The 22100-nt window shown below is 40.2% G+C and carries 19 protein-coding genes and 1 pseudogene; 5 read left to right on the top strand and 15 right to left on the bottom strand.

All coding sequences use genetic code 11. The annotated features are described in order from the left end of the window. Nucleotides 1–409 precede the first annotated feature (409 nt). Nucleotides 410–1864 (top strand): FAD/NAD(P)-binding protein, encoded by a 1455-nt coding sequence (locus DYD17_RS01090; RefSeq protein WP_115252530.1) that lies wholly within the window; start codon nt 410–412, stop codon nt 1862–1864. Between the two features lie 398 nt (nt 1865–2262). Here the strand turns inward: DYD17_RS01090 and DYD17_RS01085 are convergent, their stop codons facing one another. The 4 genes and pseudogenes from DYD17_RS01085 to DYD17_RS01070 form a co-directional block, all read right to left on the bottom strand. After that, the gene (locus DYD17_RS01085; RefSeq protein ID WP_115252529.1) at nt 2263–3078 is read right to left on the bottom strand and encodes a DNA/RNA non-specific endonuclease; all 816 of its coding nucleotides are present in this window, start codon (nt 3076–3078) and stop codon (nt 2263–2265) included. A 535-nt stretch (nt 3079–3613) separates the two neighbouring features. After that, a pseudogene (locus DYD17_RS01080) lies at nt 3614–3935 on the bottom strand (role in replication). A 464-nt stretch (nt 3936–4399) separates the two neighbouring features. After that, nucleotides 4400–5425 carry a S66 family peptidase gene (locus DYD17_RS01075; protein WP_115252527.1) on the bottom strand — a complete coding sequence of 342 codons (1026 nt, stop codon included), beginning with the start codon at nt 5423–5425 and terminating at the stop codon, nt 4400–4402. Between the two features lie 106 nt (nt 5426–5531). Beyond that, nucleotides 5532–5891 (bottom strand): hypothetical protein, encoded by a 360-nt coding sequence (locus DYD17_RS01070; RefSeq protein WP_226318830.1) that lies wholly within the window; start codon nt 5889–5891, stop codon nt 5532–5534. Between the two features lie 365 nt (nt 5892–6256). Between DYD17_RS01070 and DYD17_RS01065 the strand changes: the two genes are divergently transcribed. After that, complete coding sequence (locus DYD17_RS01065; RefSeq protein WP_003049357.1) at nt 6257–6766, top strand: phosphatidylglycerophosphatase A family protein; 510 nt, start codon at nt 6257–6259, stop codon at nt 6764–6766. 72 nt (nt 6767–6838) lie between these two features. On the opposite strand, the gene DYD17_RS01060 is transcribed toward DYD17_RS01065, so the two are convergent. From DYD17_RS01060 to DYD17_RS01020, 9 genes are all read right to left on the bottom strand, one after another. Beyond that, nucleotides 6839–7138 carry a hypothetical protein gene (locus DYD17_RS01060; RefSeq protein ID WP_003049355.1) on the bottom strand — a complete coding sequence of 100 codons (300 nt, stop codon included), beginning with the start codon at nt 7136–7138 and terminating at the stop codon, nt 6839–6841. Between the two features lie 199 nt (nt 7139–7337). Next, nucleotides 7338–8426, bottom strand: a complete 1089-nt coding sequence (locus DYD17_RS01055; protein WP_115252526.1) for a glycerol dehydrogenase — start codon at nt 8424–8426, stop codon at nt 7338–7340. 41 nt (nt 8427–8467) lie between these two features. Further along, nucleotides 8468–9136 (bottom strand): fructose-6-phosphate aldolase, encoded by a 669-nt coding sequence (locus tag DYD17_RS01050; protein ID WP_003049351.1) that lies wholly within the window; start codon nt 9134–9136, stop codon nt 8468–8470. Nucleotides 9137–9150: 14 nt separating this feature from the next. Beyond that, nucleotides 9151–11568 (bottom strand): glycyl radical protein, encoded by a 2418-nt coding sequence (locus DYD17_RS01045; protein ID WP_003049349.1) that lies wholly within the window; start codon nt 11566–11568, stop codon nt 9151–9153. 275 nt (nt 11569–11843) lie between these two features. Next, nucleotides 11844–13148, bottom strand: coding sequence for a PTS sugar transporter subunit IIC (locus tag DYD17_RS01040; protein WP_115252525.1), 1305 nt, complete (start codon nt 13146–13148; stop codon nt 11844–11846). Between the two features lie 9 nt (nt 13149–13157). Further along, on the bottom strand, nt 13158–13466 hold the full coding sequence (locus DYD17_RS01035) for a PTS sugar transporter subunit IIB (RefSeq protein ID WP_115252524.1): 309 nt from the start codon (nt 13464–13466) through the stop codon (nt 13158–13160). 27 nt (nt 13467–13493) lie between these two features. Continuing rightward, a complete protein-coding gene (locus DYD17_RS01030) occupies nt 13494–13814 on the bottom strand; it encodes a PTS lactose/cellobiose transporter subunit IIA (protein ID WP_003049344.1) in 321 nt (106 codons plus the stop codon). Between the two features lie 278 nt (nt 13815–14092). Beyond that, a complete protein-coding gene (locus tag DYD17_RS01025; protein WP_115253235.1) occupies nt 14093–15073 on the bottom strand; it encodes a sugar-binding transcriptional regulator in 981 nt (326 codons plus the stop codon). Nucleotides 15074–15088: 15 nt separating this feature from the next. After that, nucleotides 15089–15835, bottom strand: a complete 747-nt coding sequence (locus DYD17_RS01020; RefSeq protein WP_003049342.1) for a DeoR/GlpR family DNA-binding transcription regulator — start codon at nt 15833–15835, stop codon at nt 15089–15091. 124 nt (nt 15836–15959) lie between these two features. Here DYD17_RS01020 and DYD17_RS01015 point away from each other — a divergent pair, with 124 nt between their 5' ends. After that, entirely contained in the window at nt 15960–16733 is a 774-nt protein-coding gene (locus tag DYD17_RS01015) for a glycyl-radical enzyme activating protein (RefSeq protein WP_115252523.1), read from the top strand. Nucleotides 16734–16934: 201 nt separating this feature from the next. Here DYD17_RS01015 and DYD17_RS01010 read toward each other — a convergent pair whose 3' ends face one another. Further along, nucleotides 16935–17978: a BMP family lipoprotein gene (locus DYD17_RS01010; protein ID WP_003049340.1), complete on the bottom strand. Its 1044-nt coding sequence runs from the start codon at nt 17976–17978 to the stop codon at nt 16935–16937. Nucleotides 17979–18281: 303 nt separating this feature from the next. Beyond that, the gene (locus tag DYD17_RS01005; RefSeq protein ID WP_003049339.1) at nt 18282–19574 is read right to left on the bottom strand and encodes an adenylosuccinate synthase; all 1293 of its coding nucleotides are present in this window, start codon (nt 19572–19574) and stop codon (nt 18282–18284) included. 349 nt (nt 19575–19923) lie between these two features. Between DYD17_RS01005 and DYD17_RS00995 the strand changes: the two genes are divergently transcribed. Together DYD17_RS00995 and DYD17_RS00990 are read left to right on the top strand one after the other, a co-directional pair. After that, complete coding sequence (locus DYD17_RS00995) at nt 19924–20763, top strand: hypothetical protein (RefSeq protein ID WP_115253233.1); 840 nt, start codon at nt 19924–19926, stop codon at nt 20761–20763. A gap of 27 nt (nt 20764–20790) precedes the next feature. Continuing rightward, nucleotides 20791–22053 carry a toxic anion resistance protein gene (locus DYD17_RS00990; protein WP_115252522.1) on the top strand — a complete coding sequence of 421 codons (1263 nt, stop codon included), beginning with the start codon at nt 20791–20793 and terminating at the stop codon, nt 22051–22053. Nucleotides 22054–22100 lie beyond the last annotated feature (47 nt).

Below are 22100 nucleotides of genomic sequence, written 5' to 3'. Positions count from 1 at the left end.
GAAACTTTATCCCTCATTACCAAGTAGCATGCTACCAAGACAAATGTTAAGGCCCTAGGGTCTTAGCGTTTTTAGCTGCTACTATTTGATAGTTTCTCCTGTTTTCCAAAAAGTCTCTGTGATAATTCTGCAACCGGAAGACCAAGGATGGTATTCATATCGCCTGTTATGATTTCACAACTCAGAGTCAATACCTCGTGCCATTATCAGCCTGTTGCATGGCCAATGGTTTATAGATGAGATCTGTCAAAAGGTGTTTCAGCTTGAAAAAGATGGTTTAAGACGCATTCGTTAACACCTTTATAACTTCTAGTGGCGAGAGCAACAGAGACAACTTTTAGTAAAAATCAGGCTTTATCCGCTAGCAATTCTATTTTTGTGCTATGATAGGAGAAAGGAGGATGATTCGGTGAAGAAAAGGATTGGTATTGTGGGAATGGGAGTGAGTGGTTTGGCTGTTTTGCTAGCTCTTTCTCATCAGTCAGAAGACGTTTTAGCGACTATGGAGATTTTCTGTTTTGATGATTCTCACCACTTTGGGAAAGGAATTCCTTTCCAAGAAGATGTGGCATTGGCCTTGATAAACTCTCCTATTGACGACATTTCGTTTGATTATCGCAACATGAATGATTTCATGATATGGCTAAGAGAAAATGGCTACAACACTGACCAATCTTATGTCGCAAGAGTTCTTTACGGAAAGTATTTATCTGAGAGAGCAAAATCCCTGTTAGACCGACTTCCTGTTAGGGTCGTGACGTCTAGAGTTGAGGACATCCATTATTTTCCTCAGCAGCAACAGTGGCAAGTAGAGCTGGAAGAAGGATCAACTCCCAGCGATTTGCCAGTCTTTTTTGACGAGATTCATCTTGCTTGTGGAGCCTTACCGGTGTTAGACCCTTATGAACTAGAGGGGGCTCTTGGCTACCATGCTGATCCCTACCCTCTGAAACAATTTGCCAGAGATGTGTTTGAGGGGCAGACGGTTACTGTCGTCGGGACAGGACTGGCTGCCATTGATGTGATTAAATGGCTTGTCAGTGATACCAAGGCTTCTATTCAAGCTTTTTCTCGGTCAAACGTTTTTCCAACAGTGCGTATTCTAGAAGGGCCTGTCATCGATTGGCAGTTTTTCACAGACGAAACGCTCAACCAACTGCTCAACCAAGCTGAGCATTCCTTTACTTTGAATACCTTTGACAACTTGTTATCAAGCGAGTTACAAGCTATGGGTTTTAAGAGTTGGAAAGAGGCAACAAAACAAGTTTTAGCCCCAGGGCAAGAGGGCATTGCTTTAGCCTTTGAACATTCTAAAGAGCTTTATCTTTTACAGCAACTAGCCTCAAGAATAACGGTCTGGTTGACTGATTTGTGGCCCTACATGTCCTTAGATGATCGCAAAGCTTATCAAGACACTTATGGTAAGGCCATCGTCAACTTGCGCAATCCCATGCCAGAGGATTCTGCTAAAGTACTGTTAGAAGCTTTCAAACAAAATAGACTAACGACGATTGATGATGTTTCAGATATCACATCGACGGATCAGGGATTTACCATCATTACTAAGTCGACTAAGTTTTTCGTCAATCGCATCATCAATGCAACGGGTTATCACTTGACACCAGCTAATCTCTCATCAGCAACACCTCTTCTCCAATCACTCATCAATCAGCGCCTTGGTCAACTAGATACTCAAGGCGGACTTACCATTTTACCAGAAACAGCGCAAGTCCTATCACCAAAATACGGCGTCATGCCCAACTTATATGCACACGGTGCCTTAGTAAACGGCGTCATCTATCAGAATAACTCCACCATTAAAATCCAACGCATGGCAAAGCGGGCTTTGAAAGGTAGGGAATAGAGAGTAAAGAAAGGTTTTTATCTTTAAAGCTCATGGTATTATTCTATTTGCTTACGATTCGAACAAAAAAGCTGATAATGGTTATAATTTTAGAACCTAAAGATGCTTTGACTTACTAACTATTGAGCAGAATTATTTCAACAAGGGTAATCGATTTTGATTAGCGCTGAATAATACGAACAAGGCTATTAATCCTATAGCTGATTTCTCTACTGCCCATTTCAGAAGGTTTCTTATAACACTTTTTTATCAAAATAACTTTTAGAATTATTTTAACAAATCTCCTTAGATTAGGCTTTATGATTTAATAATAGTTACAAAATATCCATAGGGCTTCAAATCATTTGTAAATCAACAAAAAAGTCAAGCCTAGTGAGCAGAGGCCTGACTTTTTGTTATTAATTCTGAGTAAACGTTCCGTCGTTATAGTTAATGGTGTAGCCATTAGCTGTGTTATAAACCAAAACTTTTTCGTCAATTGATTTATCAGAAGATTGCATTGATACCACTACAGCTCTTGGAACTAATTCATCACCTTGATAAACTGGTGCCGCTTCATAATAGAGGTGACCATTTCGATTGGCTTCTAACCACTCTTGAGCTCTTTGTTCGGTATAACGCATACCTCCTTTTTGATCTCGACCTCCTACATTTTGAGTACGAGTGCCTGTGACAGCGTTAACTCTAAGAGCATCTCCTCCAAGGCTATCTGCAATTAAGTGACTTCTATTCCAAAAATCTCCAACATAAGCTATACCATTTAACCAGTCAATTTTATATTTCACACGGTTAGGATTTCCTAGCCATCCTGAAGGATTTTGATTTTTAGCAAAAGACTGTCTAACGCCGTAACTTGCTGCAACATTTTCGTAAGTCAGTGTTCCTCTGGCAGTACGACTCCTCCCTAGCTCATCTAGTCCACTATATAAAATATCACCTGCTTGAGGGAAAAGTGCTGGATTGATTTGGCTAGCTCCTAACACCTTATAGTAGTTTGGACTGTCACTGAAAGTCCACGCTAAAGATTCTTGCAAGTACTGATGCGCTTCATCATTCTGAACAACTTCGTTAGAGACATATGTCTCACGTGCAGATGCAATGGTTTCAGGTGTTAATGTTGTGATAGCAACTGTGGCTGATAATAAAGCCACCATCGACAACTTAACTAACTGACATTTTTTTGAAAAAACCCGTTGTAATCCAAGTAAATTCATGTGTTTGTCCTCTTTTTTTAATTTCGCTCACTACAGATAGTATACGCTTACATAACCAGTTTAGCAATAGTTTTTTTAAAAAATATGAAAATTAAAAGAGATAATGATAGAAAAACTATATTTTTTACTCCTTATTTTGTAATAATAGTTTCTTTTTAGTTTTGTTTTATACTTTTTATAAGAAGATTACGAATATTTTATAATTTTTTTGTATCTTTTCGTTATTTTTCGTCTTAGTACTTGATTACTATCCTAATTTGTCACTATTAGGATATAGCACCTACTTTTTTCTTTTACTCTCCGTATCATCAGGAGTGAATCAACAATCATTTACCAAAAAGGATATAGAGAGTCTTCCTATATCAAAAGGAAGGTTATATTAGCTGAAAAGGCAACACTGACTACTATTAATAGTAAGCTATTAGGGTAACATGAAAAGGACCTAGCTCTGCCCCGTACAGAACTAAGTCCTCTTCTTAAAAAGAATGCTAACTTTTTTGTGGTAGGTGAACAATTACTGGCCAATTCACAATGTTTAGTTATCTTCTATCTTGTCGTATTGTTTATGGAAGGTTTTGGCTGAGACAATACGATGATTTGTAATGTCCAAAAAATCACCTCGATAACCGAGCACATACATCCCGTAGCCTGCAAAACCACCGCCTACTATTCCTGTTGCACCAATCTTTAAGTTGGTTATTGTCAAAGGATTTAGATCCGCCATGAGAACCCTGATATGATTATCTAGCCAAACAATATAATTTTTCTGAAACCCTTCCTTAACCCAACCGGGTTGTGGAGTTTTGACATCCAAATTTCCAAACTCCAGTTGTCTTTCCTTGATAACAAACTGTCATCACTATTCCTTTAGTTTCACTTAACAAACGTTACAAGCGTTAGGTGCTCCATCTGTTCTGCAAGGACTACAGGTGCACGTGCAAAAATTCTTAGTTTGGCTGTCATGTCATTCTTCTAAAATAGGAGATGTTTTCCTCAATGTTTACAAGGTTAGTGGCAGATATCACTTAAAAATAGTCACGACTTTTATATATAAGGAACACCCATATCTTCTCATCTTTGTCTCGTTGTAACCTCGACAAATTTATGATACCTTTTTCACAAAAATAATATAGTGATTTCCTAAATAGCCCTTTAACTTTCCTGAATAACAGTTGAAGTCTTTTGGGTGTGAACAGTGACCACAAGAAAAATGCCTTTAATAGCTCCTTTCTCTAGTGGTCTCTAGCTTTCCGCAGACTTGCCTCTACTTCTGCTTACATTACTGATGACTGGTCAAGTTATAAGTAAACGTTCCCTCATTCTAACAGTCAAAACGAATAAGTTGCTGGTCTGCATCCACAAAAGCCTTCACTCCAAATGGCACAATAGCTCTTGGAGTAGCATGCCCAATAGAAAGGTTAGCCAAAATAGGAATATCGGTATCAATGACCTCTAAAAGAATGTTTTGATAATCGTCATCGTAGGTTTCATCCATAGGTTTACCGACCAGAACACCTGAAAGGACGCTGAAAATGCCTGTTTCTTTTAAGGTTTCAAGCATGTGACGATAGAGCTCTGGGCTTGGCTTTTCTTCACTTGTTTCAAGTAAGAGAATTTTGTCCTCCCAATCCGCCAAAGAAGGAAATAAACCATATTGCTGGCACAGGGTCACACTGTCTGCATAACGTGACCCATCAAATAGCTGATAAAGGGATTCTAAACAGCCCCCTAAAATCTCCCCGCTAAATTGGGCTGGACCTCGCAATAATTTAAATCCTTGATTGGAGTGGACCACTCGTTTAGTTCCCAAGGCTGCTTGGCTAAAATCTGTCCGCTCGTCGTACCACACGTCACTTGGTCTAATAGCTGCAATACTGCCTGTCTCGATTAATTCCTTAAAATAGGCTAAGGAATAGGGCAACATCTCCTCTTCCAGTTCACAAATATCTGCCAGGAAAGATTGACCGTAAAAGGTTTTTAGTCCTAGCTTGTGGAGCATGAGATGGTTCATGGTTGTGTCTGAAAAGCCAAGAAAGACCTTCTGCCGAGCAACCTTTTCGAGTTGTCTATCACTAAAAAGGTAAGGCAACAGACGATGGGTGTCATCCCCGCCGATAGCACATAAAATCATGTCAATGGATGGGTCTGCAAAAGCTTCAAGAAGATCAGCAGCCCTAGCTTCTGGATGGTCTTTCACATACTCTAGACCTTTTAAAGCATTTGGCAAAAAGACAGGATCGAGTCCTAAGGCTTTCAACCGTTTGACGCCCAAGTCTAACTCATGTTTGACCATGTCCTCACCTAAAATGCCACTTGATAAACTGACAATACCAACTTTTTGAATCATTACAAGCCCTCCTTATTTATAATAGATTACCCCATTATATCACAAAAGCCCTTTACTGAAGATGAGCAACCAAAATTGCTCACAAGTGGTGTTAGCAGTTACCCAACTAATAGACCAAATCCTGGTGGTCTAGCAAGAAATCTATTAAAGCATTTTTAGCAACAACTTGAATCTCATAAACACCTACCTCATCAGTTGGTTTTGACTGAGCTGTTACCTTCTTTATCTTGGTTTGGCTGAAAACTCTTCCTGACACCGTAAAATGAATCCGATTCTCTTTGGGTAAATAGAACTGCAACTGCCCATCAAACACATGGTTCTTTCCAGCTTGATAGCCTGCCGACAAAAGCTTTTTGATGCCCTTTTTCTCTCCTGTTTCTGATACCTGATAATAAAAATAAATCTTCCCTGATTGTTGAGGCAATGACGCAGACAAGGTACGATATTGTTTTCCATCTTTTTTCACTAATTGACCTGATTTGAGCTAGGCTTGATGAGGTAAATCTTTCATTTCTTTTGGGTAAATAATTGCTTGAGAAGCTGAAAGAGCTGATGGCTGAGGCTTGTCTGGGGTGACTGCTCTGCTATGCCATCAGAATACCAACACTATTAACCCAAAAATCACTAAAAGAAGCCAGCGGAGCTGTCGTTTTGTCATATCAATCTCTTTTCTAGTCCCTAAATTTGGACAAACAACTAGTTATTGTGGACCGTTATACAACCCTATTGTAATCGTTTTACAAGTGTTTCTCAAATTACATTGCTGGCAAGGCTTCCTTTGGGTTACTTGGCAGGTCATTTATGTTACAATAAAGAAAAAGGAGGTCTCACATGACAACTGACCATCAATTACGAGAAGTGTCTTATCAATTACTAGCTGAACGAGGGGTTTCTTTAGAAGCTATTGCAGAGCTGGTACTTTTTTTGCAGAATAATTATATCCCCAACTTGACCATGGCAGAATGTTTAGAGAGTGTTGAAGCGGTGCTTGAAAAACGAGAAGTACAAAACGCTATTATCACTGGGGTCGAATTGGATAAATTGGCTGAAGCCGATCAGCTGTCTGAGCCGCTCCTTACTATCTTAAAAACCGACCAAGGGCTGTATGGGATTGATGAAATCTTGGCCTTATCCATTGTTAACCTCTATGGTTCCATCGGCTTTACCAATTACGGTTATCTGGACAAGACAAAACCAAGGATTGTTGACAAACTCAACCACAAAGACGGCAAATCCTGCCATACCTTTTTAGATGATATTGTTAGCGCCATTGCGGCAGCAGCTGCCAGCCGTATTGCCCACAATGACCCTGCTAAAAGTGCTATTACCAACCAACAGTAAGCACCATAATCAAAACCAGTCTAGGAATATATCCCTAGACTGGTTTTTAACTCCTATAAATAACTGCTAGCTTTAACTAGAGAAAGGCCAACCCCATACAGAGCCCACATTATATCGCCATCTGATCTTCTCGAGGTACTTTTTAGCTTTTAAGAACTGAGGGTTATGATTAGCCTCTTCTCTCTTCATTTCTTCCATAAGATAGGGATATAATTGGTAAGCTAAGTAACTCAGCCTATCTCCAGAATCAAGCCCTTTAGCTGCCCAAATCAACTTTTCTCTAAAAGATTGACTTAAGTTAAGCTCTTTCTCATTATACAATGATTGAAGACAGCCCATAAACTCTGCCCTCTTTTGTTGTCTTTTAAACATGTCATGAATCACTTTCTATCTAAGAGTCCTAATGTCTATTCTTTATTATCTAATAAATTAATAGTAGCAAAATAAAAGCTCTTGTGCAATCAAAGTAAGAGACTTATTGACCTATAAAAACCGCAAGGACTCACTAGTCTTGCGGTTTGTTTGATGATTCGAAAAGTCTACTTATCAATCGTTTTAAAGCAGCACGTCCTTATCGACTAGTGACATAGGCATCAACAGCAACCAAAGCTGCAGCCACATCTTCTGGGGTGATAACAAATGGCATCTGATGGATGGTTTCGCCTGCCATAGTTGCTTGACGGCCAACTTTTAAGAAATCATCTTGACTAGCAGTGTCTAAATGCATTTCCTTGAGAGTTGTCGGCATGCCAATGGCTTGGTAAAAGTCGATGTAGCGGTCAATTTCTTCACGTGAACGATTTTCCAAGAAGAGTTGTGTCAACGTGCCATAGGCGACTTTTTCACCATGAGTAAGATGGTGAATATCTCCTGTCAACGCTGTAAAGCCATTGTGAATGGCGTGTGCAGCAGCCAGACCCGCACTTTCAAAACCAAGCCCACTAAGGAGCGTATTGGCTTCGATGACATTTTCCAAAGCTGGGGTCACGACTTGTCTGTCACAACTAGCCATCGCCTTGAGACCATCCGCAAACAAGGTTCGTTCACAGGCTTGCGCAATGGCAACTCCTGCCAGCGTTTGATTACCACCTGCCATGATGTCTCCATTTTTTTGCATAACCGCACGCGCTTCTACCCATGTTGCTAACCCATCTGCAATCCCTGATGCCAATAATCGTTTGGGTGCCTGACAAATCACTTGTGTATCAACCAAAACAAGATCTGGATTCTTTGAATAGAAAATGTACTTTTCAAAGGCTCCTTCATCGGTGTAAATAACCGATAAGGCTGAGGTTGGGGCATCTGTTGAGGCAATGGTTGGGGCAATAATCACTGGAACAGCTAACACATCCGCAATAGCCTTAGCGCTATCAATGGTTTTTCCGCCACCAAGACCGATAATGATATTGCTACCATTGTCCTTGGCAATAGCAACCACACGGTTGATTTCGTTATCAGATGCTTCCCCATTAAAGACTACGTGAACAGGGGGCATGCCGTTATCTGCCAAATAAGCTTCAAATGTTTTTCCGACGATACCATAAACCACGTCATCACAAAGTAAAATAGGATTATCCCCTAGTTGTTTCAGGGTTTCTGCATTGGTAAACAAGGCATTTTTACCTTGAATGTAACGAGATGGACTTGCAAATACTTTCATCATTGAACTCCTTTATCTGTGATTAATACTGACGATATTCCTTAAATGCTCTTGCGGTGATGAATGGCTTCCCAATCCTTACCAAAATCATCAACCGCTTTTTGAATAGATGGCATCGCAAATCCTGCTTCAAAAACATCTGGACCAGCAGTGATGGCTTGTGCTCCCAAAGCAAAGGATTTATTGACCTGAGCCACATTTTTAAAACTTGCTGCTAAGAGTTTACTGTCAGAACACTCACGGTCAATAGCTTCTGCCAATTGCCCAATCACGGCCTCTGGATCAATATTAAGATTTTCCATACGGTTATAATAAGGAGCCAAATAATCAGCGCCAGCTTCAATGGCTAATAACCCTTGGAAAGTGCTGTAAATAGCTGTCGCGGTAATATGATAGCCTTCAGCTTTCAAGGTTTTAATGGCCGCTAGCCCTTCTGGGGTTACAGGTACTTTGACATAAACACTGTCCCCACATTGCTGACGAATTTCAGCAGCATCTTTTAAGATACCTTCGTAATCTTGGGCAATCACTTGAACATGAATAGAAGCCTGATCACCGATAATGGCACGAACTTCTCGAATCCGTTCAAAGAAATCAATGTCACCTTCTTTTTTGGCAATAGAAGGGTTTGAGGTCACACCTGCCAGCGGCAAAATATGATGCCATTTTTTAATAGCGTCTAAGTCTAGAGTGTCTAACATGTATTCCATAAATATTCTTCTTTCTAAAGCGTGTGTTCCGTACGTTCAATAATGTCATCCTGGGTTGCTTTTGAGAGAACATTGAAGAAAGCAGAGTAGCCAGCAACACGGACAATGAGGTCACGGTGTTTTTCAGGATGCTTTTGGGCGTCAATCAAGGTATCACGAGACACCACATTGTATTGAATATGGTAACCGTGGAGACGATTGAAGAAGGTGCGAAGCAAGGCCATTAATTTCAGTTTGTCTTCTTCTTTGACCAGGGTTTGCGGATTAACTTTTTGGTTCAAGAGAACACCCCCCACAATCTCATTTGTTGGTAATTTAGCAACAGATTTAAGGACAGATGTTGGGCCTTTTTTGTCCATGCTGTGCTCTGGTGAACAACCTTCTGCCAATGGGGTTCCCGCATGACGACCGTCTGGTGTCGCTAAGGTTCCTTTTCCCTGTCCGACATTGGCTGAGATTGATGATGTCCCAGAATAGCGTATACCTCCGATTGGGCCACGGCCATAACGGGTATTTGGGTATTTGGCGATTTCATCAATGTAGGTATCGTAGGCTTCTACCACGAGACTATCTGCGTAGTCATCATCGTTACCATATTTTGGTGCGTCATTGATTAGCATTTGGCGGATGTCTTCTCCGCGTTCTCCAGCAAAGTCACTTTCAAGGGCCTGCCAGAGTTCTTCTGGAGTTAATCGACCTTCTTCAAACACTAATTTTTTCAGCGCTGCTAGGGAATCAGATAGGTTAGCAATACCAACTTGAAGGCCTGAGATGTAGTCGTAAACAGCTCCGCCTTCTTTTAAGGTCTTGCCTCTGCCGATACAATCATCTGTCAAGGCTGAGCAAAGAATATCTGGCACTTCACGTTCGAGACCGAGGTCAATAGCATTTTCAACAATGACGCTCATGCGAGTAATTTCGCGCAGGGTGGCATCCCAGGCTGCTTTTAATTCTTGATAAGATGTCATGTCTTTGAAATGACCATGTCCTGTTGCAAAGCGCTTCCCTGATGCTGGATCAATCCCGTCATTCATGGTAATCAGCAAGATTTTAGGGAAGTTAATGTAACTCATCCCCGTGCAACGGTAGCCCCATTTCCCAGGAACTGCTGTTTCCACACAACCAATGGCTGAATAATCATAAGCGTCTTCTTCTGAGACACCTTTTTTGATAAAGGATGGAATGATGATTTCATCGTTGTTCATCGCTGGCATGCCAAAACCAAGTTTCATGACCTCAATGCATTCGTTCATAAAGGTGTTGTCTAGGCCTTTATGGTAACGAACAGTCAAGTTAGGTTGTGGCAATTTGGTTTGAGCCACACTCCGTAGGACAAGGTAAGACAGTGGGTTGACCGCGTCTTTTTTATCTCGTGTTTGACCACCAATCGTCACGTTTTGGTAAAGTGGACTACCTGCTGATGAGAAGGTGTGGGCTTGGCTCCGCACTTTGTTAATGGTCAAGGTCTTAATCCAGAGATTGGTCAACCGTTCAACGATTGAACCTTCTGTTTCACGGCCAGCCTCCAAATCAGCTTTGACATAAGGATACATGTACTGATCAAAGCGGCCATAAGATAGCGAATGCCCGTTTGATTCAATTTGCAAGATACATTGAATGAACCAGACGGATTGGACAGCTTCTGCAAACGTTTCTGCTTTTTCATAAGGCACTTTGTCACAAATGCGCGCGATTTCTAACAATTCTACTTGACGTTCTGGACCAGCGGTTTCTGCTAGTTCTCTAGCCAATTGGGCATAGCGTTTGGCATAAGTTTTGACCGCATCAATAACAATAAAGACAGAGTTGTAAAAATGATATTTGTCAATGTTTTCAGGAATGGTCAAATCAAGCGCAGCTTTGGCAGCTCGTGCCCGTTCTTCAAATCCCTTCAATCCGTATTCCAAGAGTTTTTGGTAATTGACAGCTAAATGGGCATCTCCCGAATTCATCTTGCCTTCCATGCCAAAGAAACCTGTTTCCATGTACACTTGAACTTCTTCTGGTAGCAAGACACCGCAGCGAGCACGTAGATTATTGTTTTTCCAGAATGGGGCAATATTTCGCAGCTGTTGCTTAGTTTCTTCGGTAATGTAGAACACATCCCCATCTCGTTTTTCAAAAAGATCGAGTTCGTTGAGGACAAATTCCAGAGTATATTCAGGGAAAATCGGCGCATCCTTGTTTGAAGAGGCTTGGTTACCAGCAATGAGACTTTCGTCTTCAATATAGATGGTCATGTTTTCCAAAATATTTTGCAACATGTAAGCGCGTTTCAGGTTCGCCGGTTTGTTCTGATGTTTTTGATAGGCTTCTGTTACCAAGATGGCGCGCTCAGCATCAATATAAGGTTTCTTGTCTAACACCGCCTCACGATATTGATTCATCCTATCAGTTAAGTTGCCAAAATAAGGAATCTTTGTTTCAGTCATCGCCGCCTCCTATCTTTCTTTCGTAATTATAATTGTTTCTTTCGTAATTATTTTACCATATTTAGTCCTTTTTTAATACTGCTGCCTGAAAGAATTATAAACCATCACGATTTGCACAATAGTGCATATGACTAACGCTTGAAATCAGCTTTCTTTTCTAAAAAACCACCTCAGAAGGTGAGATGGTCTTAACGATATCAAGGATAAACAGAGTCTAGAAAGCATTGCAACAGCTGCTTTCAAAGGTAGCTAGGGGCATCATAAACAAGGGATAACTATTCGTTTTCAGCTGCCCCTTCATTTTGGCAAGCAATTCTATCTTGAATCTTAAAGAATGGGAAATAAATTAATGTAGACATAACAAGCACAAGGATTTGCACAACAACACCTTGCCAGCCGCCAACCATGAACCCTGAGATAATGGCTGGTGTTGACCACGGCAGCGTTACTCCTGCAAAGGGCTGCATGAAACCAATGGCAATGGAGCCATAAACCATGAGGGCTGCCAAAACAGGAACCAAGATAAATGGCAAGAACATGACCGGATTCATCACAATTGGAAAACCAAAGACGACTGGTTCATTAACATTAAAGAGGGCTGGAAAAGCAGCTACCTTACCCAAGGCCTTATATTGTTTAGATTTAGCTGCAAAAATCATAGCTACCACCAAACCAAAGGTAATTCCTGACCCTGAGAGAATCAAGAAAGAATCTAAAAATTGTTGGGTTACAATATGGGCACCCTTGTCCAAAGACAGATTACCTGCTGCCAACAAGGCCTTATTGGCATCTAAGTTGGACAGGAGAAGAGCTGTTACAATTCCATTGACCACGGATTGTCCATGCACACCAAACCACCAAAGGAAGGAAATAAAGAAGGCAATGCCGAGAGCGCCATAAAGAGAACCTGTTAACCCTTGCAGCGGTACCTGGATGACAGCATAAATCATTTCAATAAAGGTTCCACCACCTGTCACTGACTTGGCAATAATGTACACAAGCATTGACAAAGTAAAAATCACAAAGGCTGGAATCATAGCTTCAAACTGTTTGGCAATGGCTTGTGGCACTTGCTCTGGCATTTTGATGACAATGTGGCGACGGATAAATGCTGTATAAATAGCACCTACCGTTAAACCAATTAAAATAGCACCTATAATCCCTTGCCCACCAAACCAAACCTTACTAATGGCATCACCAATAGCTTCGCCTTCTGCTGGAACATAAGATGATCTCAATAGAATAAAGAAAGCTGATAAGGATAAAACCCCTGAAGGGAGAGGTTCAACACCTGAATTTTTAGCAAAAGAATAACCAATCGCAAAGCAGGAAATCAAGCCCATAATAGCAAACGTTCCATGGTAAACCTGCATAAAGGGTTCTGTCCAGTCGGCACCAAACACACCGGCAATGGCATCGTTAACCCCTTGAAAAGGAATCTGACCAGCAATCAGGAAAAGACTTCCCACAACTGTCAAAGGTAAAATGGCTAACATCCCGTCTTTTAAGGCGATGATACCGCGCATATTCACAAATTTCATGATTGGCATGATGATTTTTTGCATATTCATATTTGCCATGATTGACTCCTATTCTTTAACAAGACTAAGGGCTAAATCAAGCACCTTGTTGCCGTCTAACATTCCATAATCAGCCATTGGGATAACTGCAATCGGGATGCCATTCTCTTTACAGATAGTTTCTGATTTATCCAGAGTATAAGCAACCTGTGGGCCTAAAAGTGCCACATCAATCAATGGGGCATACTCAGCCAACTTTCCTTGGGAATAGGCATCAATCTGGCAGTCAATGCCTTTCTTTTCAGCAGCTACTTTCATATTATTCACCAACATGCCTGTTGAGAACCCTGCTGCGCAAAACAATCCAACCTTAATCATGTCAATCTCCTTTTTATGAATGAAATATTATTTGGTTGCCAATTCTTTACGAAGGTCAATAATCTCCTTGATGAGATTAATTTCTGTAATGGTCGTCATCAAATGGTCTTGTGAGTGGACAAAAAGAGCTGTAATCTCTGACTTATTGCCACTAGCCTCTTGGGCAAGAAATTGGGTCTGTAAATTGTGAGCTTCCAATAAGGCATCATCTGCTAATGCCATTTCTTTTTCACTCGTGTCATAGTCTTCAGCCTTGGCGCATTTCAAGGCCTGGTAAATATGCTGCTTAGCATCGCCAGCATTTAAAATTAACCCCATAATGATTTGGTCTGGTACAATCAGTTCCATAAATAACTCCTTCTCCTCTTAATCAAATGCTATCACTTTGTTACGAAAACGATTCAATTACGTTTGTAATCGTTTTCTTTTCGTTGATAGCTTCATTTTATCACGTTTGTTTCTAGGGTCAATATATTTTGTGCTATATTTTGATTAATGCACTTTTGTGCTAATGTATTTATTGCACAGTTGAGCAATCTCTGTTTTATCAGTAAATGAATCAACAAAAAAGCCCTAACCGTTTGGTATCGGGCCTCTATAAATATCATAGTATCTTTGAATTTTGATTAAAGAAGAACGTTATTAAGGTCAATATTTTCATCTAACGCTAAAACAGCTAGCATGGTCTCTTTATCCGTCACCAGATAGTTAATCACTCCCGCCTTTAAAGCGGCTAAAATGGCCTTTGCCTTATATTTACCTGTCGCAACGGCAATGGTCTTTGGCACTCGACCTAATTGTTCTAGCGAGATACCTATCGTCCGATCTTGTAAATCTTTGTAAACAGGATGACCTGCTTGATCAAAAAAGCGGCAGCAAACTTCTCCAACAGCTTCTTCCTGTTTGAGTTGTGCATAATCTGCATCAGTTAACAAGTCACGCCACTGACTTTCCTCACGGCTGTTGGGCTCTCCTCCAATGCCAACCAAAGCAAGGTCCAACTGGTCCCAACTCGCCAAAATACTCTCAAAATATTTAGACTGGATAATGCCCTTGGTCAATTGTTTATCTTCTTGAATCACCATTGCATTGATAAAGGCACTATTCCCATGAAAAATGCGGGCCAAACGGTAAATAAGGGTATTCACATGATATTTTGCGTTGATGTGGCTCGGTCCGCCTGCTAAGGGATAAATAAGAATGTCCTTCATGGCTTTAGGGTCCAACCCGTCAATCACACTCGACAGGGTCGCTCCCCAGGACAGACCAATCTTATCGCCATCCTTAACCGTATGTCGCACAACCTCTGCTGCTGTTTTCGAAACATTTGTCAAGGTATCCGCTGGGGTATCTTCAACCTGATTTGGAACAAGGTCTAATTTTTCCAAACCATACTGCTTTCGCACGTATTCTTCTAAAGCAAATAAATCGGCATCATAATCGGCAATTTCGATCCGAACAATGCCTTCTTCCTTAGCTTTTGCTAACATCCGACAAACCGTTGTTCGGTAGATATTCATTTCCTTTGAAATCAAGGTTTGGCTTTTTCCTTGAACATAATGCAAGTAAGCCACCTTGGCAAGAAGCCGTCTACGTTCTTCTTTCATCTGTTCACCCATTCTCTAAGAAACAAAATCAAGAATTAGGCCACTAGCACTTAATAAGTCCCGTGTTTGCTTGTTAAGTCCACGATCTGTAATGACTCGGTCAACATCTGATAACGATAAATGGTGTACTAAACTATTTTTAGTAAACTTACTCGAGTCAGTCAGAACAACTACTTCCTCAGCAATCTCTGCCATGTAACGAACTCCTTCTGAACGCATCATGTCTTTGCCCATAAAACCAAGATTTGAGTTGAATCCATCTATCCCTACAAAGACATGATTGACATGAAATAAAGAAACCATCTCTTTCAATAATGGACCCACCGTAACTTCTGAATTAGGTTGATAATAGCCACCTAATAAAATAATCTGGCAACTGTTATACTGACGAATGTAATTAGCAATAAAGCAAGAATTGGTAATGATTTTAATGTTGCGTTTGGTCTGGCAAAGAACCTCTGCTAAAAGGGCACAAGTTGATCCCGATTCAATCATGACCGTGTCATTATCTTGGACCAATTCAGCTGCTTTTTCTGCAATTCGTCGCTTAATGTTGTAATTGTAAGACAAACGAACATTAAGGTCATCGCCACTGTTTAAAACCGCATAGCCATGCTCACGGCGCAATAAGCCTTTACTCTCGAGCTTATCAAGGTCTTTTCGGATGGTTACTTTCGAAACCTTTAACTGCTCCGATAAACTATTCACATCTATCTTTTTCTTCTGGGACACCAGTTGAATAATCTGTTCTAATCGATTCATAATTCACCTCCTTTTCATTGTATCAGTTATCCTCTTAAAAGAAAAGTCAATGTTCATTTCATTCGTAATTGATTTATTTACGTTTATCTGCTATGATGATCCTATAACGAAAGGATGAGACACTATGACTGATCGCGGTATTGTTTTTAATATCCAACATTTTAGCATCCATGACGGCCCGGGGATTCGAACAACCGTTTTTCTGAAAGGCTGTCCTTTAAGATGCCCTTGGTGTGCTAATCCCGAATCTCAGCAAAAAGCACCTGAGGAAATGCTAACAAGCGATAGCCTTAGAACCGAAATCGTTGGACAAGAAAAAACCGTTGATGAGGTCCTCGAGGAAGTGCTCAAAGATATTGATTTCTACGAAGAATCTGGCGGCGGCATGACCCTATCAGGAGGGGAAATCTTTGCTCAGTTTGACTTTGCTTTAGCCCTGTTAAAGGCTGCTAAGGCAGCAGGTCTCCACACCGCAATTGAAACCACTGCTTTTGCCAAACATGATCAATTTGTAACGCTTATTGATTACGTAGACTTTATTTATACCGATTTAAAACATTATGACCAACTTAGACACCGCAAGGTAACCGGGGTTCGTAACGACTTAATCATCAAAAACATTAACTACGCTTTTCAAGCCGGCAAAGAAATCGTTCTACGGATTCCAGTTATTCCTCAATTCAATGATTCCCTAGATGATGCTAGAGCCTTCTCAGAACTCTTCAACCAACTTGACATCGACCAAGTACAGCTATTACCTTTCCACCAATTCGGCGAAAATAAGTACAAACTGTTAGGCAGGGAGTACGAGATGGCTGAGGTTAAGGTCTATCACCCTGAGGACTTGGAAGACTATCAAGCTGTCTTTCTCAACCACAATATTCATTGTTACTTCTGAGAGAAGGGCCTATAGCTTTTTGACATCACTATTGCTCAAAGCGTACCGAACAATCCCATTCTACTGGCTAGCTGACAATGTAAAAACCTATCGCGCTTCTTTTGAATACCACTTAAAAACGCATTACTATCAGCTTTTCTTTACTCAAAAAGCCACTCGCTAAAAACGAGTGACTTTTTTGTCTAAACGGCTATCTGACTGTTACTTTTCAGGAACAGTAACGGTCCCTTCAATAATAGCTTTTTTGGCCGCTTCAACAGCAGCTTTCGTCTCATCTGATAAAGCGTCTGTTGTCAACGTCACGCCAGCTTCTTTTAACCCAAACGTCGTCACTTGACCACCTGGGAATTTGCCTTTAGCGGTTTTTGTAGCAACTTTCGCAAGTGCTTGACCAACTTCTTTAATACTTGATGTCAAAACAAAATTAGATGATTTGCCATCTTTTGAGGTGTATTTGCCATCTTCACTTTGGTCGCGATCAACACCGATAACCCAAACTTTATCTGCTTCATCTCTTTTTTCATTGAGCGATTTGGCTTCATTGAAAACACCAGCTCCAGTGCCGCCGGCTGCTTGATAAATAACGTCAGCACCTTCAGCATATTGGGCAGCTGCAATCGTTTTCCCTTTAGCCGCGTCCGCAAAGGAACCCGCATAAGAAACTCTTACCTTGATGGTATCATCCACAGATTTAACCCCAGCTTCAAAACCTTTTTCAAAGCGTTTAACCACGACACCTTCCATGCCACCAACGAAACCAACTTGTTTAGTCTTTGTGGTTTTGGCTGCCGCAACTCCTGCTAAATAAGCAGCTTCATGGTCTGAAAAAGTGATGCTGGCGACATTTTTCTTACCTTCGATGACATCATCGACAATAGCAAATTGACTCTCCGGATTATCCGTTGCCGCTTTTACTACGGCATCATGCAAAGGAAAACCAATGCCAAAAATAAGGTTATAGCCACTTGATACCGCTGAATCAAGATTTGTGGTAAATTCCGACTCATTAGCTGATTGGAAATAATCATATCCTTTCCCTTTGTCAAGCTTGTTTTCCTTGCCCCACGATTGTAATCCTTCCCAAGCTGATTGGTTGAATGATTTATCATCAATCCCTGTCTGGTTTGTGATCATAGCAATCTTTAACGAATGGTCAACCTCTTTTTGGGCAGAGCGATTACCACAAGCTCCTAGTGTTAAGAGAGCTGTTGAAACAAGTCCAAGTGACATTACCTTTTTGTTCATACGAAAATGAACCTCCTAAATGTTTAATCTTCTAAAATATAAAGTTTCTTTTTTTGATGTCCTTTAGTTTTTTAAAGAACCGAAAACCTAGTATATCAAAAAAATCAGTTTTATCCTATTATTTTTATCAAAAAATATTAATTTCAAAAGAAAAACCGAACATTAAACTTTTTTTGTACTCGTGCTAAGAGAATACGATGTTATTTTTAAGCTGAAAATCATAAACAACACAGACAAATATCATAAAGGAAAGACACTAAAAGGAGCTGGACGACTTGTCCAACTCCTCTTCGCTCACAATGATTAAATAGACGCCCAAACAGATTCCAGAATGTTAGTCTGTTCACGTCCTGGACCAACTGAGAAGGTTGAAATGCGAACGCCAACCAATTCTCCCACGCGACGAACGTAGTTGCGGGCATTTTCAGGAAGATCATCAAGGCTACGAACACCTGTAATATCTTCTTGCCAGCCTGGCAATTCTTCGTAGATAGGTTTGCAACGTTTGAGTTGTTCGAGACTTGCTGGGTAGTGATCAATACGTTCACCATCTAAGTCGTAAGCAACACAAATTTTAACGGTATCAAGTCCTGAAAGAACGTCAATGGAATTGAGGGAAAGGTTAGTAATCCCTGACACACGACGACTATGGCGCATAACAACTGAGTCAAACCAACCTACACGACGTGGACGACCTGTTGTCGTACCGTACTCATGACCAACTTCACGGATACGTTCACCCACTTCATCAAAAAGCTCTGTTGGGAATGGGCCATCACCAACACGGCTAGTGTAGGCTTTGCAGACACCAACAACTTTGTTGATTTTACTTGGGCCAACCCCAGAACCAATAGTGACACCACCAGCAACGGGGTTAGATGAGGTTACAAATGGGTAAGTTCCTTGGTCAATGTCAAGCATAACCCCTTGTGCACCCTCGAAAAGAACACGTTTACCTGCATCAAGCGCATCATTTAAAATCACAGAAGTATCTGTCACATATTTTTTTATTTCTTGACCATATGCATAGTACTCTTCAAAGATATCATCAAAGTCAAGTACTGCTGAATCATACATTTTTTCAAAAAGACGATTCTTTTCAGCTAAATTAATGCTTAAGCGTTCAGCAAAAATCTCTTTGTCTAAAAGATCAGCAATACGAATTCCGACACGTGCAGCCTTGTCCATATAAGCTGGACCAATACCCTTGATAGTAGTTCCAATTTTATTATCACCTTTGGCATCTTCTTGCAACTGATCTAATTTAATATGATATGGCAAGATAACATGCGCTCTATCAGAAATACGAAGGTTATGCGTTGTCACACCTTCTTCGTGAAGGTACGCGAGTTCCTTAACTAAAGATTTTGGATTAACAACCACCCCATTACCAATAACAGAAACTTTTTCAGGGAAGAAAATACCTGATGGAATCAAGTGTAATTTGAACTTCTTACCGTCAATCACGATAGTATGTCCAGCATTATCACCACCTTGGTAACGCGCAATCACTTCTGCATCTGCAGATAAAAAGTCCGTGATTTTTCCTTTACCTTCATCACCCCATTGGGTACCAACAACTACTACTGATGTCATATATTTTCGATATCGGCATGCCAAAAACAGCAGCGGCCTTCACCTTTCTTGAGCAACATGGCAGGACTCTCACCTGCAAGTTTATCTTACAATTTATTATAGCAAAAAATGATAAAAATAGCTAACCGCGACCAAAAGATTAAGAAAAATTCATTTCTATACCTTTTTATGACTTTTGAAATCATTAAAAGACGAACAACATCCTCACCAGTACCTACCTTTCTTAACTTATTTCCCTTAACTGTCACTTCATAAGACGATAAATGCTTTAAGTAAGACATTTTTTACGGTAGAATAAGGTTAGGAATTCCCTCCTTCTCAAAATGATATGAAATGGAATGATGAACAAATGAAACACAGGCTTGAAAGGCTGCTCGAAGGACTCCCGCTATTCTCGAGCTGGTTATGGATATTAGTTTATATTGTGACTCTCGGCTCCGTCAGTAAATTTATACCAGATTTCTTACTTATTCCGACAGCTATAACTTTAGGAATTGGTTTCAGGAAAATCAAGAAAAAGCAAAAACTTTTGCAAAGTCAAGCACGACTCAAGAGAATCCAAAATCTTAAGGACACCGTCCATCTTGCTGACAAACAGAGCCAACTATTAAATCGCTATTTATTAGAAAACGATACTAAAAATTTTCAGTTGGTAGCCCAACAGTTATTATCAAAGATTCAATTCATCAAAGAAGAATCTTACCAATTAAAAAATGACATCCCCCCTCAAGTCTATCATCGGATTAATCACAAAGCTGATGACGTCAAAGTTGAAACTATTCTACAATTAGAGCAACTACAAATAGATCATACTCTTAGTACTGACATTCTGACTGAAAAAGTCATTCGTGACAAGGCTCCGGAAATTCAAGAAATTTATCAAAATGTGCAACAAGATAACAAAAATATTTTAGAAAAAATAGCCACAGCTGATAATAAAGCTGAATTAGAAGCTCTTCAAGAATCCAGTATGCAGCATTTTAATGATATCCTAAACGGCTATATAAAAATTAAAACCTCCCCAAAAGACTACTACAATGCTGATGAACGATTAGCTTTAGCATATCAAGCCTTGCAAGAATTTGACCTAAATCTTGATGAAACCTTGAGAAAATTGAACGAAAGTGAACTAAAGGATTTCGATGTCAGCCTAAGGATAATGCAAAAACAAAAACCAATACGCAAGTAAGAAGAACTAGAAGAATAGGGGTTTACTATGTCTGAATTTAATTTTGATATTGATGCAATTGCCGATAAGGCTATCAGTAAAAGTGACAAAACGACGGAAATAATTACCGAACAATCAAACGACGACGAAAAAAATATCTCTTTCTTTGAAAAGTTGAGTTCTGAACAACAAACAGCCATTATCAACAAGGTACCTACTCTAGTAGATTCTTTCATGGTTAATCAAAATAGCCTGTTAGATTTTGGCCAGTCAGCTGTTGAAGATGTTAATACAACTGTTCATCATATTTTGAAAGAACAGAAGAAATTACAAATCCCTCAAGTAGATGATTTGCTCAAAAACACCAATCAAGAATTAAATGGCTTTGTCAAAAAATATAAAGACATTGGACCTGCTGAATTAGATAAGAAGCCAAATCTTATTCAAAAAATATTTAAGCAAGGCAAAAACACCCTGCAAGAATTCTATTTTGATGCTCAAAGTATCGAACAAAAAATGGACAACATGGCTGCCGATGTTGTTAAACAAGAAAATATCCTGGCCCGTAACATTGTCTCAGCTGAGCTGTTGATTGAGGATAATACTAAATCTATCGAAAACCTGGTAGGGGTTATTGCCTTTGTCGAAGCCAGCCAACAAGAGGCTACTAAGCGTGCTCAGGCGTTACAGACAGAATTAGCAGCGCTCGACAATGCAACACCTGAACACCAAAGAAAAACTGATTTATTAGCTCGGACAACCGAAGTAATCAACACACTTGAACAACAACACACTGAGTATCTAAGTCGTCTTTTTGTTGCTTGGGCAACAACACCACAGATGCGAAACCTGGTTAAAGTATCTTCTGATATGCGTCAAAAACTAGGCATGTTACGCCGTAACACCATTCCAACCATGAAACTTTCCATTGCTCAAATAGGAATGATGCAACAATCAATAAAATCTGGAGTAACTGCTGATGCCATTATTAATGCTAACAATGCTGCCTTACAAATGCTGGCCGAAACCAGTAAAGAAGCTATACCTGCCTTAGAGAGATCCGTGCAAAACCCTACCATGTCTATAACATCAGTAACAACACTTGTAGAAAGTCTAGTTGCACAAAACAATGGTATTATCTCTGCTATCGAACAAGGCCGAAAAAAACGAGCTCAACTCGAAAATGTCATTGTTAAGTCAGCAGAAACTATCAATGATTCAATTAAGCTCCGTGATCAGCAAATCGTAAAAGCTCTCCTCAACGAAAGCAAAGAAATGCAAAAAATAGTAGAGAACACAACCTCTGATTAGAGCTCCCAGCTAAATACTACCGAAGCCCGATCCATTAAAAAGGTGTT

The sequence above is a fragment of the Streptococcus dysgalactiae subsp. dysgalactiae genome (assembly GCF_900459225.1).
In the GTDB taxonomy this organism is placed as follows: domain Bacteria; phylum Bacillota; class Bacilli; order Lactobacillales; family Streptococcaceae; genus Streptococcus; species Streptococcus dysgalactiae.
Note: the sequence above shows the minus strand (reverse complement) of the source record. Positions and strands in the feature narration are given on the sequence as shown.

What these genes read in the sequence shown, in the direction of transcription:
- DYD17_RS01005 (WP_003049339.1), bottom strand. Translation starts at nt 19,574, where the DNA reads ATGACATCAGTAGTAGTTGTTGGTACCCAATGGGGTGATGAAGGTAAA.
- DYD17_RS00995 (WP_115253233.1), top strand. Translation starts at nt 19,924, where the DNA reads ATGAAACACAGGCTTGAAAGGCTGCTCGAAGGACTCCCGCTATTCTCG.
- DYD17_RS01065 (WP_003049357.1), top strand. Translation starts at nt 6,257, where the DNA reads ATGACAACTGACCATCAATTACGAGAAGTGTCTTATCAATTACTAGCT.
- DYD17_RS01055 (WP_115252526.1), bottom strand. Translation starts at nt 8,426, where the DNA reads ATGAAAGTATTTGCAAGTCCATCTCGTTACATTCAAGGTAAAAATGCC.
- DYD17_RS01030 (WP_003049344.1), bottom strand. Translation starts at nt 13,814, where the DNA reads ATGGAACTGATTGTACCAGACCAAATCATTATGGGGTTAATTTTAAAT.
- DYD17_RS01035 (WP_115252524.1), bottom strand. Translation starts at nt 13,466, where the DNA reads ATGATTAAGGTTGGATTGTTTTGCGCAGCAGGGTTCTCAACAGGCATG.
- DYD17_RS00990 (WP_115252522.1), top strand. Translation starts at nt 20,791, where the DNA reads ATGTCTGAATTTAATTTTGATATTGATGCAATTGCCGATAAGGCTATC.
- DYD17_RS01060 (WP_003049355.1), bottom strand. Translation starts at nt 7,138, where the DNA reads ATGTTTAAAAGACAACAAAAGAGGGCAGAGTTTATGGGCTGTCTTCAA.
- DYD17_RS01050 (WP_003049351.1), bottom strand. Translation starts at nt 9,136, where the DNA reads ATGGAATACATGTTAGACACTCTAGACTTAGACGCTATTAAAAAATGG.
- DYD17_RS01075 (WP_115252527.1), bottom strand. Translation starts at nt 5,425, where the DNA reads ATGATTCAAAAAGTTGGTATTGTCAGTTTATCAAGTGGCATTTTAGGT.
- DYD17_RS01020 (WP_003049342.1), bottom strand. Translation starts at nt 15,835, where the DNA reads ATGAATCGATTAGAACAGATTATTCAACTGGTGTCCCAGAAGAAAAAG.
- DYD17_RS01010 (WP_003049340.1), bottom strand. Translation starts at nt 17,978, where the DNA reads ATGAACAAAAAGGTAATGTCACTTGGACTTGTTTCAACAGCTCTCTTA.
- DYD17_RS01015 (WP_115252523.1), top strand. Translation starts at nt 15,960, where the DNA reads ATGACTGATCGCGGTATTGTTTTTAATATCCAACATTTTAGCATCCAT.
- DYD17_RS01045 (WP_003049349.1), bottom strand. Translation starts at nt 11,568, where the DNA reads ATGACTGAAACAAAGATTCCTTATTTTGGCAACTTAACTGATAGGATG.
- DYD17_RS01085 (WP_115252529.1), bottom strand. Translation starts at nt 3,078, where the DNA reads ATGAATTTACTTGGATTACAACGGGTTTTTTCAAAAAAATGTCAGTTA.
- DYD17_RS01040 (WP_115252525.1), bottom strand. Translation starts at nt 13,148, where the DNA reads ATGGCAAATATGAATATGCAAAAAATCATCATGCCAATCATGAAATTT.
- DYD17_RS01025 (WP_115253235.1), bottom strand. Translation starts at nt 15,073, where the DNA reads ATGAAAGAAGAACGTAGACGGCTTCTTGCCAAGGTGGCTTACTTGCAT.